Raw genomic sequence first — 15,257 nt, 5'->3', positions numbered from 1 at the left:
TCAAGGCCCGGGGATCAACGGCCCTGGTTCTGGTTGGCGATCTGGTTGCCCAGCATGCCGCCGCCGATGATGCCGGCGACCGTCGCCAGTTTGCGGCCGTTGCCGCTGCCCACCTGGTTGCCCAGCAGGCCGCCCACGACGGCGCCCGTGCCGATGGCGACGTAGTTCGGTTGCGCAGGCTGCGGAGCCGGGCGCGGTGCCGGCTCGCGATACGACGGCGCATCGTTGTGGGCGTAGCTCGTGTGGTGCGTCGTGTGGCGCGGGGCCGGTTTCGCCGGGACTTCCTTGATGATCGTTTCCTTGATCACCGTCGGTGCCGGGGCCGGCTGGGCGCTGGCGACGGCCGGCTGTGCATAGGCGCCCTGGACCGGCTGCAGGCCTTGCGGTGCCGTCGCATCCGCAGCCATCGGCAGGGCCGGTGCGGCGGTCGGCGCAGCGGCGTAGGCCGGGTTCACCTGGCTCGGAGCAGCCTCGGGAGCGCTGTGCGAGCTCGGCAGGAGGCCGGTGATCGCGGCCGTGCCAGCGAGGCTGACGACGATGACGGACACCGCGGCAGCTGCAACCAGCGGGTGGACACGGGAGGTGGCGGTCTTGATCGTTTCCATTTTGTATGCTCCTGAGACGTTGTTGTCGTATGGCTGTAGATTACCCAGAGGCATTGTCGAGAGATAGACGTATCCCTGTATCAATCGTAAAGATATGTAAATGACGAGCTGACCGATCGGGATCGCGATCTAACGAAGACGAAGACGAGAGCGTGATATCTGCAACTAACCGACGCGCGCCGCGACAATACAACCGCGCCGCCGGGGCAGGCGGCACGGCCAGGATGAAGCAATGATGAACGCCGGATCAGGCCGTTGTTACAGCAGCGCCCGCCAGCTCGCGCAGCATGTCCAGCAGGTGGCGCGGCGTGTCCAGCTGGTAGTGAGCACCCCACGTCGCCGGATCGACGGCACCGCAGTAGCCCCAGTTGCAGGCCACGGTGACCATGCCGGCCGCGCGGCCCGCTTCGATGTCGCGCTGGTCGTCGCCCACGTACCAGCAGTGGGTCGGGTCGATGTCCAGGCGGCGCGCCGCTTCCAGCAGCGGGGCAGGGTGGGGCTTGGCGTGCGGGGTCGTATCGCCCGAGATCACGCAGCCGGCGTGCGCCAGGCCGATCAGCGGGACGAGCGGGTCCGTGAAGCGGGCCGGTTTGTTGGTGACGATGCCCCAGGCCATGCCGGCCGCCGTCAGGCCGTCCAGCAGGTCGGAGATACCGTCGAACAGCGTGCTGTGCACGGCCATGTTGGACTGGTAGCGTTCGAACCATTCGAGACGCATCTCTTCATAGCCATCGTCCCCCGGCGCCAGGCCGAAGGCGGCGCCGATCATGCCGCGGGCGCCGGCCGATGCGGTCGGGCGGAGGATGGCGTACGGCGTCGGTTCCAGGCCGCGTTCCGTGCGCATCCAGTTGACGGCCGCCGCGAGGTCGGGCGCGGTGTCGGCCAGGGTGCCGTCGAGGTCGAACAGGACGGCGCGCGGCGCGGACAGGGAAGAAGAAAAGGTCATGAGTCGGTACTTAGAGCGGCTTACTGCAGGCAACCATGTAGTTGACGTCGGTGTCCTGGTTCAGCGAGTAGATCTTGGTCAGCGGGTTGTAGGTCAGGCCTTTCAATCCGTCGACGACGAGGCCGGCGTCGCGCACGAAGTTCGACAACTCGGCCGGCGTGATGAATTTGGCGTAATCGTGGGTGCCGCGCGGCAGCATGCGCAGCACGTATTCCGCGCCGACGACGGCGAACAGATACGATTTGACGTTGCGGTTCAGCGTGGAAAAGAACACGCGGCCGCCCGGTTTGACGAGCGCCGCCGCGGCGCGCACGATGGAAGCCGGGTCCGGCACGTGCTCGAGCATCTCCATGCAGGTGACGACGTCGAACTGGCCCGGCTCTTCCGCGGCCATGTCCTCGGCGGCGATCAGTTTGTAGCGCACTTCCACGCCCGATTCCAGGCTGTGCAGGTCGGCCACCTTCAGTGCCTTTTTCGACAGGTCGATGCCCGTGACCTTGGCACCCTTGCGCGCCATCGATTCGGCCAGGATGCCGCCGCCGCAGCCGATGTCGATGACGTTTTTACCGGCCAGCGGCACGCGCGCGTTGATCCATTCCAGGCGCAACGGGTTGATGTCGTGCAGCGGACGGAATTCGGACGTCGGGTCCCACCAGCGGTGGGCCAGTTCACTGAACTTCTGGATCTCTAAGGGATCGGCATTGGTCGTCGTAGTCATAGGACGGAATGATAGCGGAAATGGGTAGCGGTACGGATGGGAACGTGAAAAAAACCGGGCCATAAAAAAACCCCGCCGCAGCGGGGTTGTTCAGGCGTTAAGCCAGATTACTGCTTGTTGCCGCGAGTACCGACGACTTCGATTTCCACGCGGCGGTTCTTCGCACGGCCGGCGGCGGTCTTGTTGTCGGCGACCGGCTGCTTCTCGCCTTTGCCTTCGGTGTAGACGCGGTTCGATTCGACGCCCTTGCTCTGCAGATAGGCCTTGACGGCTTCGGCGCGGCGGACGGACAGCTTCTGGTTGTACTCATCGGTGCCGACCGAGTCGGTGTGGCCGACGGCGATGATGACTTCCAGGTTGATGTCTTTCAGCTTCGAGACCAGGTCGTCCAGCGACGCTTTGCCGGCCGGCTTCAGGACGGCCTTGTCGAAGTCGAAGAAGGCGTCAGCCGAGTAGCTCACTTTTTCCGAGGTCGGGACCGGAGCCGGTGCCGGGGCCGGAGCCGGGGCGGCAGGTGCCGGAGCGGCGACCGGCGGCGGCGGCGGAGCGACGCACTTGCCGTTTTCCAGACGCTCGGGTTCCACGCACAGCGGTGCGTCGCAGCCCGGGACCGCGTCGGCCGGGGTCCAGTAGCCCGTGCGCCAGCACAGGCCGAACGGATTACGGGCGATGACACCACGGGCATCCTGCACGTAAGCGCTGTACGGCGTCGGCGCCTTGATATCGGTGGTCAGCGGCGCATACGGAGGCGCACTTTGCGCGGATGCGCTGCCCGCCATCGCGGCCGTAGCTGCGAATACGAGGGTTGCCAATTTGTTCATATTTTTTCTTCCTTTCGGTAAAATCTTCTAGCGGCGAAACTGCCCCAGGGCAATAAGACGTGAGCATAATATTAACACTCGAGACAGCACGTCAGTTCCGCATTGTGAAACAAGCAATTAACGTCTCGGCCATTTTGCCACATACGCCACATCCGCACGACCGACCGGCGACCAATTGCCGTGCATGCTATTTGTCGCGTTGTTTCTGCGCAACAAGGTGTCGGAAGTCGCACGCAAGCTTGACGAAGGTTTATGACAAGCATGTGTCAAAGGGCTAATTATGCTTGTTTGCTATCGGCGCCGCTTGCCGTTGAAATCGGTTATTGATAGGGCTGCCGTGGTAAAATCATGGGCTTGGAATATCACTTATCAGCCTGAAGGCGCCGACCCGCACAATGGATCAATTCGCAAAAGAAACAGTTCCAATTTCCCTGGAAGAAGAGATGCGCAAGAGCTACCTCGATTACGCCATGAGCGTGATCGTGGGCCGTGCTCTGCCGGACGTGCGCGACGGCTTGAAGCCCGTGCACCGCCGCGTGCTCTACGCGATGCACGAGATGAACAACGTGTGGAACCGTCCTTACCTGAAGTGCGCGCGCGTGGTCGGCGACACGATGGGTAAGTACCACCCGCACGGCGACGCGTCGATCTACGACACCCTGGTCCGCATGGCCCAGGACTTCTCGCTGCGCTACACGCTCGTGGACGGGCAGGGCAACTTCGGCTCGATCGACGGCGACTCCGCCGCGGCGATGCGCTACACCGAGTGCCGCCTGGACAAGATCTCGAACGAGCTGCTGGCCGACATCGACAAGGACACCGTCGACTTCCAGCCGAACTATGACGGCAAGGAAAAAGAACCGACCGTCCTTCCGACGAAGATCCCGAACCTGCTGATCAACGGCTCGTCCGGTATCGCGGTCGGCATGGCGACGAACATCCCGCCGCACAACCTGTCCGAAGTGATCAGCGGCGCGATGCACGTCCTCCGCAACCCGGATTGCACGATCGACGAGCTGATCGAGCTGATCCCGGCGCCGGACTTCCCGACGGCCGGCATCATCTACGGCGTCTCGGGCGTGCGCGACGGCTATCGCACGGGCCGCGGCCGCGTCGTGATGCGTGCCAAGACCCACTTCGAGGAATACGGCAAGGACGGCGGCCGCATCGCGATCATCGTCGACGAGCTGCCGTACCAGGTCAACAAGAAATCGCTGCTGGAGCGCATCGCCGAAAACGTGCGCGACAAGAAGCTGGAAGGCATTTCCGACATCCGCGACGAGTCCGACAAGTCGGGCATGCGCGTCGTCATCGAGCTCAAGCGCGGCGAAGTGCCGGAAGTCGTGCTGAACAACCTGTACAAGCAGACCCAGCTGCAGGACACGTTCGGCATGAACATGGTGGCCCTCGTCAACGGCCAGCCGAAGCTGCTGAACCTGAAGCAGATGCTGGAGTGCTTCCTGTCGCACCGCCGCGAAGTGGTCACGCGCCGCACCGTGTTCGAGCTGCGCAAGGCACGCGAACGCGGCCACATGCTGGAAGGCCTCGCGGTCGCGCTGGCGAACATCGACGATTTCATTGCCATCATCAAGGCCGCGCCGACGCCGCCGGTCGCGAAGACGGAACTGATGTCGCGCGCGTGGGATTCGTCCCTCGTGCGCGAAATGCTGAGCCGCACCGAACTCGGCGCGTCCGGCGGCATCGAGGCGTTCCGTCCGGAGCACCTGCCGAAGCACTACGGCATGCAGCAGGACGGCCTCTACAAGCTGTCGGACGAGCAGGCCCAGGAAATCCTGCAGATGCGCCTGCAGCGCCTGACCGGCCTGGAGCAGGACAAGATCGTCAACGAGTACAAGGAAGTGATGCTGCACATCGCCGACCTGCTCGACATCCTGGCCCGCCCGGAGCGCGTCACGAGCATCATCGTCGACGAGATGGCGCAGATCAAATCGGACTACGCGGACAACGGCAAGGACACCCGCCGTTCGGCCATCGAGCACAATGCGTCCGACCTGGAAACGGAAGACCTGATCACGCCGCAGGACATGGTCGTGACCCTGTCGCACACGGGCTACATGAAGTCGCAGCCGATTTCCGAATACCGCGCGCAGAAGCGCGGCGGCCGCGGCAAGCAGGCGATGGCGACGAAGGACGAGGACTGGATCGACCAGCTGTTCATCGCGAACACGCACGACTACATGCTGTGCTTCAGCAACCGCGGCCGGATGTACTGGCTGAAGGTGTGGGAAGTGCCGCAGGGTTCGCGCAACTCGCGCGGCAAGCCGATCGTGAACATGTTCCCGCTGCAGGATGGCGAGAAGATCACCGTGATCCTGCCGCTGTCGGGCGAGAACTCGACGTTCCCGGAAGACCATTATGTGTTCATGTCGACGAGCCTCGGCACGGTCAAGAAGACGCCGCTGCGCGACTTCAGCAATCCGCGCAAGGCCGGCATCATCGCGGTCGACCTGGACGACGGCGACTTCCTGATCGGCGCCGCGCTCACGGACGGCAAGCACGACGTGATGCTGTTCTCGGACGCCGGCAAGGCCGTGCGCTTCGACGAGAACGACGTGCGTCCGATGGGCCGGACGGCGCGCGGCGTGCGCGGCATGAACCTGGAAGAGGGCCAGAACGTGATCGCGCTGCTGGTCGCCGAGAACGAGCAGCAGTCCGTGCTGACCGCGACGGAAAACGGCTTCGGCAAACGTACCCCGATCACGGAGTACACGCGCCACGGCCGCGGCACGAAGGGCATGATCGCGATCCAGACGTCCGAGCGTAACGGCAAGGTCGTCGCCGCGACGCTGGTCGACGAGACGGACGAGATCATGCTGATCACGACCGGCGGCGTGCTGATCCGCACCCGCGTGGCCGAGATCCGCGAGATGGGCCGCGCCACCCAGGGCGTCACCCTGATCGCGGTGGAAGACGGTACCAGGCTGTCCGGCCTGCAGCGCGTGGTCGAGACCGACCTCGAGGAAACGGAACTGGAGCCGGCGCCGGAATAAGCCGGATAGCCAGCGACAAAGCCGCCCTGACGCTCGCGTCTCGGCGGCTTTTTTTGCCCTCGGCATGATGATGACCGTCGTTCCCGCGCAGGCGGGAACCCAATTTCGAGCAGCCTGGATGCAAAACTTGGGCCCCCGCCTGCACGGGGGCGACGTGTCATATGCCGTCGAAATGGGGCCTGTTGAGGATTTTTTGCAAGTTTCGTGCGAAAATCGAGGAACCCGCATTGTCATGCCGGGATTGCAAGCCCCCGCACCAGCCATCATCAAGGACATCCGTGAAAAAAACTCTCGTCGCCATCGCCTCCGCCCTCGTCATTTGCTCCCCTGCCGCGTTCGCCGCGACGCCGGTGCCGTCAGCCGATCCGGCCGTCGTCGCCGCCACCAAGCAGATGCTGGCGTCGATGAAGATCCGCGACGTGATGCAGGCGTCGCTGAAGCAGGCGGACCAGCAGATGCCGGCCCAGATCAGCGCGTCGATGAATGCGATGATCGACAGCGACGCCACGCTCTCCGCGGAGAAGAAGGCCGAGGCGCACAAGAAGCTGCAGGAAGCGCTGCCCACGCTGACCGCGCAGATGCACGGCGTATTCAGCGACCCGACCCTCGTCGACGACATGCTGGCCGAAATGGTGCCGCTGTACGCCGAGACCTATACGCTGGACGAGATCCGCCAGCTGTCCGCGTTCTACGCGTCGCCGCTGGGCCAGAAGATGCTGGCGAACATGCCGACGCTGATGAGCCGCAGCATGGAGATCAGCAACCGCGTGATGATGCCGCGCGTGCAGAAGATGATGGCGCAGAGCGCGCAAAGCATCGTCGGCAAGTAAGGAGGAGACGATGACCCAGGTGTACAACTTCTCCGCCGGCCCGGCCGTTCTGCCGAAAGAAGTGCTGCGCCAGGCGGCCGACGAGATGCTCGACTGGCACGGCAGCGGCATGTCCGTGATGGAGATGAGCCATCGCGGCCCCGAGTTCATTTCGATCGCGAAGCAGGCCGAAGCCGACTTCCGCGAACTGCTGGGTGTCCCGGACAACTACAAGGTCCTGTTCCTGCAGGGCGGTGGCCTGGGCCAGAACGCGATCATCCCAATGAACATGGTGGGCCGCAAACCCCAGCCCGCGACCATCGATTTCGTCCACACGGGTTCGTGGTCCGGCAAGTCGATCAAGGAAGCGAAGCGCTACGCGAACGTGAACGTGGCCGCATCGGGCGAAGCGAGCCGCTTCACCACCGTGCCGCCGCAGGAGACGTGGAAGCTGAGCGCCGACGCGGCCTACCTGCACCTGTGCACGAACGAGACCATCGACGGCGTCGAGATCGGTTACGTCCCGACCGTGCAAGGCGATACGCCGCTCGTCGTCGACATGTCCTCGCACATCCTGTCGCGCCAGGTCGACGTGTCGAAGTACGGCGTGATCTTCGCCGGCGCGCAAAAGAACATCGGCCCGGCGGGCCTGACGATCACGATCGTGCGCGAGGACCTGCTCGATCACGCCTTGCCGATCTGCCCGGGTGTGTTCAACTGGCGCGCGGTGGCGGAGGCGGAGTCGATGCTGAACACGCCGCCGACGTACGGGATCTATATCGCGGGCCTCGTGTTCGCGCATCTGAAAAAACAGGGCGGCGTGGCCGAGATGGAACGCCGCAACATCGAAAAAGCGCGCCTGCTGTACGCGGCGCTGGACGCCGACGACTTCTACCAGAATCGTGTGGCGCCCGAATATCGCTCGCGCATGAACATACCGTTCTACCTGCGCGATGAGTCGTTGAACGAACAATTCCTGGCCGGCGCCAAAGCGCGCGGCCTGCTGCAACTGAAGGGCCACAAGTCCGTCGGCGGTATGCGGGCATCGATCTACAACGCGATGCCGATCGAGGGTGTGCAAGCCCTGGTCGATTATTTGAACGAGTTCGCGGGGCGCTGAGTCGCCGCATCCATCGTCGTTCCTGCGAAGGCAGGAACCCAAGTTGACCACCGGAGTCGCGCGAACCCGCATTCCGGTCCGCATAAAAATTGGGTCCCCGCCTCCGCGGGGACGACGTATCCATGGTACGGGCCAAACGCGAACCGCACCCAACGAGCAGACAATGACAGACAAACTCAAACCCCTGCGCGAACAGATCGATGCGATCGACGCGCAAATCCTCGAACTCCTTTCACGCCGCGGCAGGGTCGCGCAGGAAGTCGGCCACGTGAAGGCCGAGACGAACGCCCCCGTGTTCCGCCCCGAGCGCGAAGCGCAGGTGCTGCGCGGCGTCGCCGAGCGCAACCCCGGTCCGCTGAAGAACCAGGACGTGCAGACCATCTTCCGCGAGATCATGTCGTCCTGCCGCGCGCTGGAAAAGCGCGTGACGGTCGCGTTCCTCGGCCCCACCGGCACGTTCAGCGAACAGGCCGTGTTCCAGCAGTTCGGCAGCGCCGTCGAAGGCCTGCCGTGCGTGTCGATCGACGAAGTGTTCCGCGCCACCGAGGCCGGCACCGCCGACTACGGCGTCGTCCCGGTCGAGAACTCGTCCGAGGGCGCCATCAACCGCACGCTCGACCTGATGCTCGCGACCACGACGATCATCAGCGGCGAAGTGTCGATCCCCGTGCACCACAGCCTCATGACGAAGACGGGCAGCATGGACGGCGTGAAGGTCGTGTGTGCGCATTCGCAGGCGCTGGCCCAGTGCCAGGTCTGGCTCAACCTGCACCACCCCGGCATCGAGCGCCGCGCCGTCGCGTCGAACGCGGAAGCGGCCGTGCTGGCGAGCCAGGATCCGGCCATCGCCGCGATCGCGAGCGAGATGGCGGGCGAACAGTACAAGCTGGGCGTCGTGCAGGCGCACATCCAGGACGACCCGCACAACCGCACGCGCTTCCTGATCATCGGCAGCCAGGCCACGGGCCCGTCGGGCAAGGACCGCACGTCGATCGTGCTGGCCGTGCCGAACAAGGCCGGCGCCGTCTACGGCCTGCTCGCGCCGCTCGCGAAGCACGGCGTGTCGATGACGCGTTTCGAATCGCGTCCCGCGCGCATCGGCACGTGGGAGTACTACTTCTACGTCGACGTCGAAGGCCACATCGCCGATGCCGCCGTCGGCCGCGCGCTCGAAGAACTCAAGGACAACGCCGCCTTCTTCAAGGTATTGGGATCCTATCCCGTCGGCCTCTGAATCACACCACTACAGCCAAGAGAATCCCATGTCGCAATTCGGTCCCGATTACGTCCGCGCCATCGCCCCTTACCAGGCCGGCAAACCCATTTCCGAAGTCGCCCGCGAGTTCGGCCTCGATGAAGCCAATATCGTCAAGCTGGCGTCCAACGAAAACCCGTTCGGCGTTCCCGAATCGGCCAAGGCCGCGATGCTTGCTGCCGCCACTGAACTCGGCCGCTACCCGGACGCCAACGGCTTCGAGCTGAAGGCCGCGCTGGCCAAGCGCTACGACGTGCCGGCCGACTGGATCACGCTCGGCAACGGCTCCAACGACATCCTCGAGATCGCGGCGCACGCGTTCGTGCAGAAGGGCCAGGCCGTCGTCTATGCGCAGTACTCGTTCGCCGTGTACGCGCTGGCCACGCAGGGCGTCGGCGCGCGCGGCATCGTCGTTCCGGCCAGGAACTACGGCCACGACCTCGATGCGATGGCGGCCGCCATCGATGCCGACACCCGTCTCGTCTACATCGCCAACCCGAACAACCCGACCGGCACCTTCATCTCGGCACCCGAGATCGAAGCGTTCCTGGCCAAGGTGCCGGCATCCGTCGTCGTCGTGCTGGACGAGGCCTATAACGAATACCTCGAGCAGAAGGACCAGTTCGAATCGACGCAGTGGGTCCGCAAATACCCGAACCTGATCGTCTCGCGCACCTTCTCGAAAGCGTATGGCCTCGCGGGCCTGCGCGTCGGTTTCGCCATCGCGCAGCCGGCCGTGACGGACCTGATGAACCGCATCCGCCAGCCGTTCAACGTGAATTCGCTCGCGCAGGCCGCGGCCATCGCGGCGCTGAACGATAAAGAATTCCTGCAGAAGGGTGCCGAGAACAACCGCGCCGGCTACCGGCAGCTGACCGCGGCGTTCGATGAGCTCAAGCTCGAGTACGTCCCGTCGTACGGCAACTTCGTGCTCGTGAAAGTGGGCGACGACGAGGGCGCCGGCGCGCGCGTGAACCTCGCGCTGCTGAAGCAGGGCGTGATCGTGCGTCCGGTCGGCGCGTACGGTCTGCCGCAATGGCTGCGCATCTCGATCGGCCTGCCGGAAGAGAATGCGAAGTTCATCGAAGCGCTGAAGAAGGCCCTCGGTTGATGTTCACGAAAGTCGTCATCGTCGGCGTCGGCTTGATCGGCGGCTCGTTCGCGCTGGGCCTGAAGGCGGCCGGCGCCGCGGGCCATATCGTGGGCCTGGGACGCTCCGCGCAGGCGCTGGCGCGTGCGCGCGAACTCGGGATCATCGACGAAGCGGCGGCATCGCCGGAAGTCGCGCTGCGCGGTGCGGACCTCGTGCTGCTGGCGGCGCCCGTCGCGCAGACGGGGACCATCCTCGCATCGCTGCTGCCGCACCTGGAGCCGCAGACGATCGTCACGGACGCGGGCAGCACCAAGTCCGACGTCGTGGCGGCCGCGCGTGCCGCGCTGGGCGATCGCGTCCACCAGTTCGTGCCGGGCCACCCGATCGCCGGCCGTGAATCGAACGGTCCGGACGCGGCGATCCCCGACCTGTACCGCGGCAAGAAGGCCGTGCTCGCGCCGCTGCCGGAAAATGCCCCGCAAGCCGTCGAGAAAGTGGCCGCCGCGTGGCGCACGTGCGGCGCCATCATCCACATGCTCACGCCGCAGGAACACGACAAGGTGTTCGCCGCCGTCAGCCACCTGCCGCACCTCCTCGCGTACGCGCTTGTCGACGACATCGCCAACAAGCCGCACGCGGACCTGCTGTTCCAGTATGCCGCCAGCGGCTTCCGCGACTTCACCCGCATCGCGGGCTCGTCGCCGGAAATGTGGCGCGACATCAGCCTCGCGAACCGCGACGCGCTGCTCGGCGAACTGGACGCCTATCTCGCTCAATTGACACACCTTCGCGCGCGGCTCGCCGCCAGTGACGGACCCGCGCTGGAGGCGACCTACGCCAACGCCCAGCGCGCCCGCCGCGCGTGGACCGAAGCGATCGAAGCCGCGGAAAAACCGCCGGCGCCCGATCAGGAATCTGGAAAATGACACAAGCTAAAATCTATCCCCAGCACATCGACCTCGAACCCGTGATGCGCGTGCAGGGCACCGTACGCCTGCCCGGCTCGAAGAGCATCTCGAACCGCACCTTGCTGCTGGCCGCACTGTCCGAAGGCACGACGACCATCCACGACCTGCTCGCGTCGGACGACACGTCCGTCATGCTGGACGCCCTCAGGAAGCTGGGCATCCGGTGGGAAGAAGTCGACGAGCGCACGCACGTCGTCCACGGCGCCGGCGGCAAGCTGCCCGTCGGCCAGGCCGACCTCTTCATGGGGAACGCGGGCACCGCGATCCGTCCGCTGACGGCGGCGCTGGCCGTGATCGGCGGCGATTACACGCTGCACGGCGTCGAGCGCATGCACGAACGTCCGATCGGCGACCTGGTCGACGCGCTGAATGCGGTCGGCGCCAGCATCGACTACACCGGCAATCCGGGCTACCCGCCGCTGCACATCCGCGCGGGCAAGGTCCAGCCGGACCGCATCGCCGTGCGCGGCAACGTGTCGAGCCAGTTCCTGACGGCCCTCCTGATGGCCGCGCCGCTGATGGCGGTCGACAAGCCGGTCACGATCGAGGTGGTGGGCGAGCTCATTTCGAAGCCGTACATCGAGATCACGCTGAACCTGATGCGCCGCTTCGGCGTGACGGTCGGCCAGGACGGATGGGCGTCGTTCACCGTGCAGCCGGGCCAGACCTACCAGAGTCCGGGCAGCATCCACGTCGAGGGTGATGCGTCGTCGGCGTCGTACTTCCTGGCCGCGGGCGCCATCGCCGGCGGTCCGGTGCGCGTGGAAGGCGTGGGCAAGGATTCCATCCAGGGCGACGTGCGCTTCGCCGACGCGCTGGAGCAGATGGGCGCGACGATCACGAAGGGCGACAACTGGATCGAGGCGAAGTCGAACGGCGTGCTGAAAGCGATCGACGCCGACTTCAACCACATCCCGGACGCCGCGATGACGATCGCCGTCGCCGCACTGTACGCGGACGGCACGAGCACGCTGCGCAACATCGCCAGCTGGCGCGTGAAGGAAACCGACCGCCTGGCCGCGATGGCGACGGAACTGCGCAAGGTCGGCGCGACGGTGGAGGAGGGCCCGGACTACATCCGCGTAACGCCGCCCGACACGCTGTCGCATGCGACGATCGACACCTACGACGACCACCGGATGGCGATGTGTTTCTCGCTGGCGTCGCTGGATGGCGCCGCGCGCCGCGGCAACGCGATGCGCATCAACGATCCGAAGTGCGTGGCCAAGACGTTCCCGGATTATTTCGAAACGTTTTCCGGAATCGCCCAGGACACCGTATCCTGATGGTTTGATTTTCGGTGGGCACGGGGTGCCCACCCTACGTCCGACGATTGCCGTAGGGTGGGCACCCCGTGCCCGCCATCATGCGAGCATCCCGTCGGCATTTTGGTAACAAATTCACATGCCGAACTCGAATATTCCCGTCATTACGATTGACGGCCCGACCGCCTCGGGCAAGGGCACGGTTGCCCACAAGGTCGCCGACCGCCTGGGCTTCCACCTGCTGGATTCCGGCGCCCTGTATCGCCTGACCGCATTGTCCGCGCTGCGCCGCGGCACCGACCTGCGCGACGAGCACGCGCTCGCCAAGGTCGCCGAACACCTGCCCGTCCGCTTCAACGCCGGCCACATCTATCTCGGCACGGAAGAGGTGAGCAACGCCATCCGCCAGGAAGAAGTCGGCAATACCGCGTCGAAGATCGCCGCGCTGCCGGCCGTGCGCCAGGCGTTGTATGGCTTGCAACTGAGCTTCCGCGAAACGCCCGGGCTCGTGGCCGACGGCCGCGACATGGGCACGGTGATCTTTCCCGGCGCCCAGCTGAAGGTGTTCCTGACCGCAAGTGTTGAGGCACGTGCGCAACGCCGGTATAAGCAATTGATTGACAAAGGGTTTTCTGCTAATATGGACGATCTGCTGGCGGATTTGCAGGCCCGCGACGCGCGCGATACCCAGCGCGCCGTGGCCCCGCTGGTGCCGGCGGAAGGGGCGCACATCCTCGATACCTCGCAGATGACGGCGGACGAAGCCGTCGAACAGGTACTGGCCTGGTACGCGCATCCCTGAACAAGAATTCGTTCCTGAAGGCGTAGGAACTGCCGTGAGAGCGGCGTTTTTTGGTGCCCGGGATGTCCCGGGTGTGGTTCAACTTGACCCAGTTCAGATCGCATATAGCCGATCTGCTGGCTAACATCTCAAAACTTATGGCTACTGCAGCAAATCAAGATACCGGTATGGAAAGCTTCGCAGCACTCTTCGAAGAGTCGCTGGCGCGTCAAGACATGCGTTCGGGCGAAGTCATCTCCGCCGAAGTCGTGCGTCTGGATCACAACTTCGTGATCGTCAACGCCGGCCTGAAATCGGAAGCTTTCATCCCCATCGAAGAATTCAAGAATGACCAGGGCGAACTGGAAGTCAACGTGGGTGACTTCGTTTCCGTGGCCATCGAATCGCTGGAAAACGGTTTCGGCGATACCATCCTGTCGCGCGACAAGGCCAAGCGCCTGGCATCGTGGCTGGCTCTGGAAAAAGCAATGGAATCGGGCGAGATCGTCACCGGTACCGTGAACGGCAAAGTCAAGGGCGGCCTGACCGTCCTGACCAACGGCATCCGCGCATTCCTGCCGGGTTCGCTGGTCGACACCCGTCCGGTCAAGGACACGACCCCGTTCGAAGGCAAGACCCTGGAATTCAAGGTCATCAAGCTGGACCGCAAGCGTAACAACGTCGTGCTGTCGCGTCGCGCCGTCATCGAAGCATCGATGGGCGAAGAGCGTGCGAAGCTGATGGAAACGCTGAAGGAAGGCACCGTCGTCACCGGCGTCGTCAAGAACATCACCGACTACGGCGCGTTCGTCGACCTGGGCGGCATCGACGGCCTGCTGCACATCACCGACCTGGCATGGCGCCGTGTGCGTCACCCGTCGGAAGTCCTGTCGGTTGGTCAAGAGATCACCGCTAAGGTCCTCAAGTACGATCAGGAAAAGAACCGCGTCTCGCTGGGCGTCAAGCAACTGGGCGACGATCCGTGGACCGGCCTGTCGCGTCGCTACCCGCAAGGCACCCGCCTGTTCGGCAAGGTCACGAACCTGACCGACTACGGTGCGTTCGTGGAAGTCGAGCAGGGCATCGAAGGCCTGGTGCACGTCTCGGAAATGGACTGGACCAACAAGAACGTGGCGCCGAACAAGGTTGTCCAGCTGGGCGACGAAGTCGAAGTCATGGTCCTGGAAATCGACGAAGAGCGTCGTCGTATCTCGCTGGGCATGAAGCAGTGCAAGGCGAATCCGTGGGACGACTTCGGCATGACCCACAAGAAGGGCGACAAGGTCAAGGGCCTGATCAAGTCGATCACCGACTTCGGCGTGTTCATCGGCCTGCCGGGCAACATCGACGGCCTGGTGCACCTGTCCGACCTGTCGTGGACCGAGCCGGGCGAAGAAGCTGTCCGCCGCTTCAAGAAGGGCGACGAGCTGGAAGCCGTCGTTCTGGCGATCGACGTCGAGCGCGAGCGTGTCTCGCTGGGCGTCAAGCAGCTGGAAGGCGACCCGTTCAACAACTTCGCTTCGCTGAATGACAAGGGCACCCTGGTCACCGGCACCGTGAAGTCGGTCGAGCCGAAAGGCGCCGTGATCGCCCTGAACGACGAAGTCGAAGGCTACCTGCGCGCTTCGGAAATCTCGCGCGACCGCGTGGAAGATGCCGGCACCCACCTGAAAGTGGGCGACAAGGTCGAAGCCCTGGTCATCAACATCGACCGCAAGGCACGCAGCATCCAGCTGTCGATCAAGGCCAAGGACAACGCCGAGACCCAGGAAGCCATGCAGAAGCTGGCTTCGGACAACAGCGCAGCAACCGGCACCACCTCGCTGGGCGCCCTGCTGAAGGCCAAGTTCGATAACAAAGGTTAA

The 15,257-nt window shown here is 64.5% G+C and carries 13 protein-coding genes; 9 read left to right on the top strand and 4 right to left on the bottom strand.

What is annotated here, in order from left to right; all coding sequences use genetic code 11:
* Positions 1-14 precede the first annotated feature (14 nt).
* The 4 genes from ACL58G_RS27910 to ompA form a co-directional block, all read right to left on the bottom strand.
* Positions 15-605 carry a glycine zipper 2TM domain-containing protein gene (locus ACL58G_RS27910; protein WP_440963835.1) on the bottom strand — a complete coding sequence of 197 codons (591 nt, stop codon included), beginning with the start codon at positions 603-605 and terminating at the stop codon, positions 15-17.
* 247 nt (positions 606-852) lie between these two features.
* A complete protein-coding gene (locus ACL58G_RS27905) occupies positions 853-1,551 on the bottom strand; it encodes an HAD family hydrolase (RefSeq protein ID WP_440963834.1) in 699 nt (232 codons plus the stop codon).
* Between the two features lie 10 nt (positions 1,552-1,561).
* Entirely contained in the window at positions 1,562-2,269 is a 708-nt protein-coding gene (gene ubiG, locus ACL58G_RS27900) for a bifunctional 2-polyprenyl-6-hydroxyphenol methylase/3-demethylubiquinol 3-O-methyltransferase UbiG (protein ID WP_440963833.1), read from the bottom strand.
* 107 nt (positions 2,270-2,376) lie between these two features.
* Positions 2,377-3,090 carry an outer membrane protein OmpA gene (gene ompA, locus ACL58G_RS27895; RefSeq protein ID WP_440963832.1) on the bottom strand — a complete coding sequence of 238 codons (714 nt, stop codon included), beginning with the start codon at positions 3,088-3,090 and terminating at the stop codon, positions 2,377-2,379.
* A gap of 395 nt (positions 3,091-3,485) precedes the next feature.
* Between ompA and gyrA the strand changes: the two genes are divergently transcribed.
* The 9 genes from gyrA to rpsA all read left to right on the top strand — a co-directional run bounded on the left by gyrA (position 3,486) and on the right by rpsA (position 15,257).
* Positions 3,486-6,101: a DNA gyrase subunit A gene (gene gyrA / locus ACL58G_RS27890; RefSeq protein WP_371764795.1), complete on the top strand. Its 2,616-nt coding sequence runs from the start codon at positions 3,486-3,488 to the stop codon at positions 6,099-6,101.
* A 278-nt stretch (positions 6,102-6,379) separates the two neighbouring features.
* On the top strand, positions 6,380-6,931 hold the full coding sequence (locus tag ACL58G_RS27885; protein ID WP_440963831.1) for a DUF2059 domain-containing protein: 552 nt from the start codon (positions 6,380-6,382) through the stop codon (positions 6,929-6,931).
* Between the two features lie 10 nt (positions 6,932-6,941).
* Positions 6,942-8,030 carry a 3-phosphoserine/phosphohydroxythreonine transaminase gene (serC, locus tag ACL58G_RS27880; protein ID WP_440963830.1) on the top strand — a complete coding sequence of 363 codons (1,089 nt, stop codon included), beginning with the start codon at positions 6,942-6,944 and terminating at the stop codon, positions 8,028-8,030.
* 163 nt (positions 8,031-8,193) lie between these two features.
* The gene (pheA, locus tag ACL58G_RS27875) at positions 8,194-9,264 is read left to right on the top strand and encodes a prephenate dehydratase (protein WP_413387318.1); all 1,071 of its coding nucleotides are present in this window, start codon (positions 8,194-8,196) and stop codon (positions 9,262-9,264) included.
* Positions 9,265-9,292: 28 nt separating this feature from the next.
* Positions 9,293-10,396, top strand: a complete 1,104-nt coding sequence (gene hisC, locus ACL58G_RS27870) for a histidinol-phosphate transaminase (protein WP_440963829.1) — start codon at positions 9,293-9,295, stop codon at positions 10,394-10,396.
* Entirely contained in the window at positions 10,396-11,304 is a 909-nt protein-coding gene (locus tag ACL58G_RS27865) for a prephenate dehydrogenase (RefSeq protein ID WP_413387321.1), read from the top strand. The genes hisC and ACL58G_RS27865 overlap by 1 nt, the downstream gene beginning before the upstream one ends.
* Positions 11,301-12,632, top strand: coding sequence for a 3-phosphoshikimate 1-carboxyvinyltransferase (gene aroA, locus ACL58G_RS27860; protein ID WP_440963828.1), 1,332 nt, complete (start codon positions 11,301-11,303; stop codon positions 12,630-12,632). Before ACL58G_RS27865 ends, aroA begins: the two co-directional genes overlap by 4 nt.
* A 118-nt stretch (positions 12,633-12,750) precedes the next feature.
* Complete coding sequence (gene cmk, locus ACL58G_RS27855) at positions 12,751-13,413, top strand: (d)CMP kinase (RefSeq protein ID WP_413387323.1); 663 nt, start codon at positions 12,751-12,753, stop codon at positions 13,411-13,413.
* Positions 13,414-13,550: 137 nt separating this feature from the next.
* Positions 13,551-15,257 carry a 30S ribosomal protein S1 gene (rpsA, locus tag ACL58G_RS27850; protein ID WP_413387324.1) on the top strand — a complete coding sequence of 569 codons (1,707 nt, stop codon included), beginning with the start codon at positions 13,551-13,553 and terminating at the stop codon, positions 15,255-15,257.

Source organism: Massilia sp. GER05 (genome assembly GCF_052056005.1).
In the GTDB taxonomy this organism is placed as follows: Bacteria; Pseudomonadota; Gammaproteobacteria; order Burkholderiales; family Burkholderiaceae_D; genus Telluria; species Telluria orientalis.
Note: the sequence above shows the minus strand (reverse complement) of the source record. Positions and strands in the feature narration are given on the sequence as shown.

Bases quoted from the DNA above. Each gene is read 5' to 3' on its own strand.
- ACL58G_RS27910 (WP_440963835.1), bottom strand. From the start codon at position 605: ATGGAAACGATCAAGACCGCCACCTCCCGTGTCCACCCGCTGGTTGCA.
- ACL58G_RS27905 (WP_440963834.1), bottom strand. From the start codon at position 1,551: ATGACCTTTTCTTCTTCCCTGTCCGCGCCGCGCGCCGTCCTGTTCGAC.
- ubiG (WP_440963833.1), bottom strand. From the start codon at position 2,269: ATGACTACGACGACCAATGCCGATCCCTTAGAGATCCAGAAGTTCAGT.
- ompA (WP_440963832.1), bottom strand. From the start codon at position 3,090: ATGAACAAATTGGCAACCCTCGTATTCGCAGCTACGGCCGCGATGGCG.
- gyrA (WP_371764795.1), top strand. From the start codon at position 3,486: ATGGATCAATTCGCAAAAGAAACAGTTCCAATTTCCCTGGAAGAAGAG.
- serC (WP_440963830.1), top strand. From the start codon at position 6,942: ATGACCCAGGTGTACAACTTCTCCGCCGGCCCGGCCGTTCTGCCGAAA.
- pheA (WP_413387318.1), top strand. From the start codon at position 8,194: ATGACAGACAAACTCAAACCCCTGCGCGAACAGATCGATGCGATCGAC.
- hisC (WP_440963829.1), top strand. From the start codon at position 9,293: ATGTCGCAATTCGGTCCCGATTACGTCCGCGCCATCGCCCCTTACCAG.
- ACL58G_RS27865 (WP_413387321.1), top strand. From the start codon at position 10,396: ATGTTCACGAAAGTCGTCATCGTCGGCGTCGGCTTGATCGGCGGCTCG.
- aroA (WP_440963828.1), top strand. From the start codon at position 11,301: ATGACACAAGCTAAAATCTATCCCCAGCACATCGACCTCGAACCCGTG.
- cmk (WP_413387323.1), top strand. From the start codon at position 12,751: ATGCCGAACTCGAATATTCCCGTCATTACGATTGACGGCCCGACCGCC.
- rpsA (WP_413387324.1), top strand. From the start codon at position 13,551: ATGGCTACTGCAGCAAATCAAGATACCGGTATGGAAAGCTTCGCAGCA.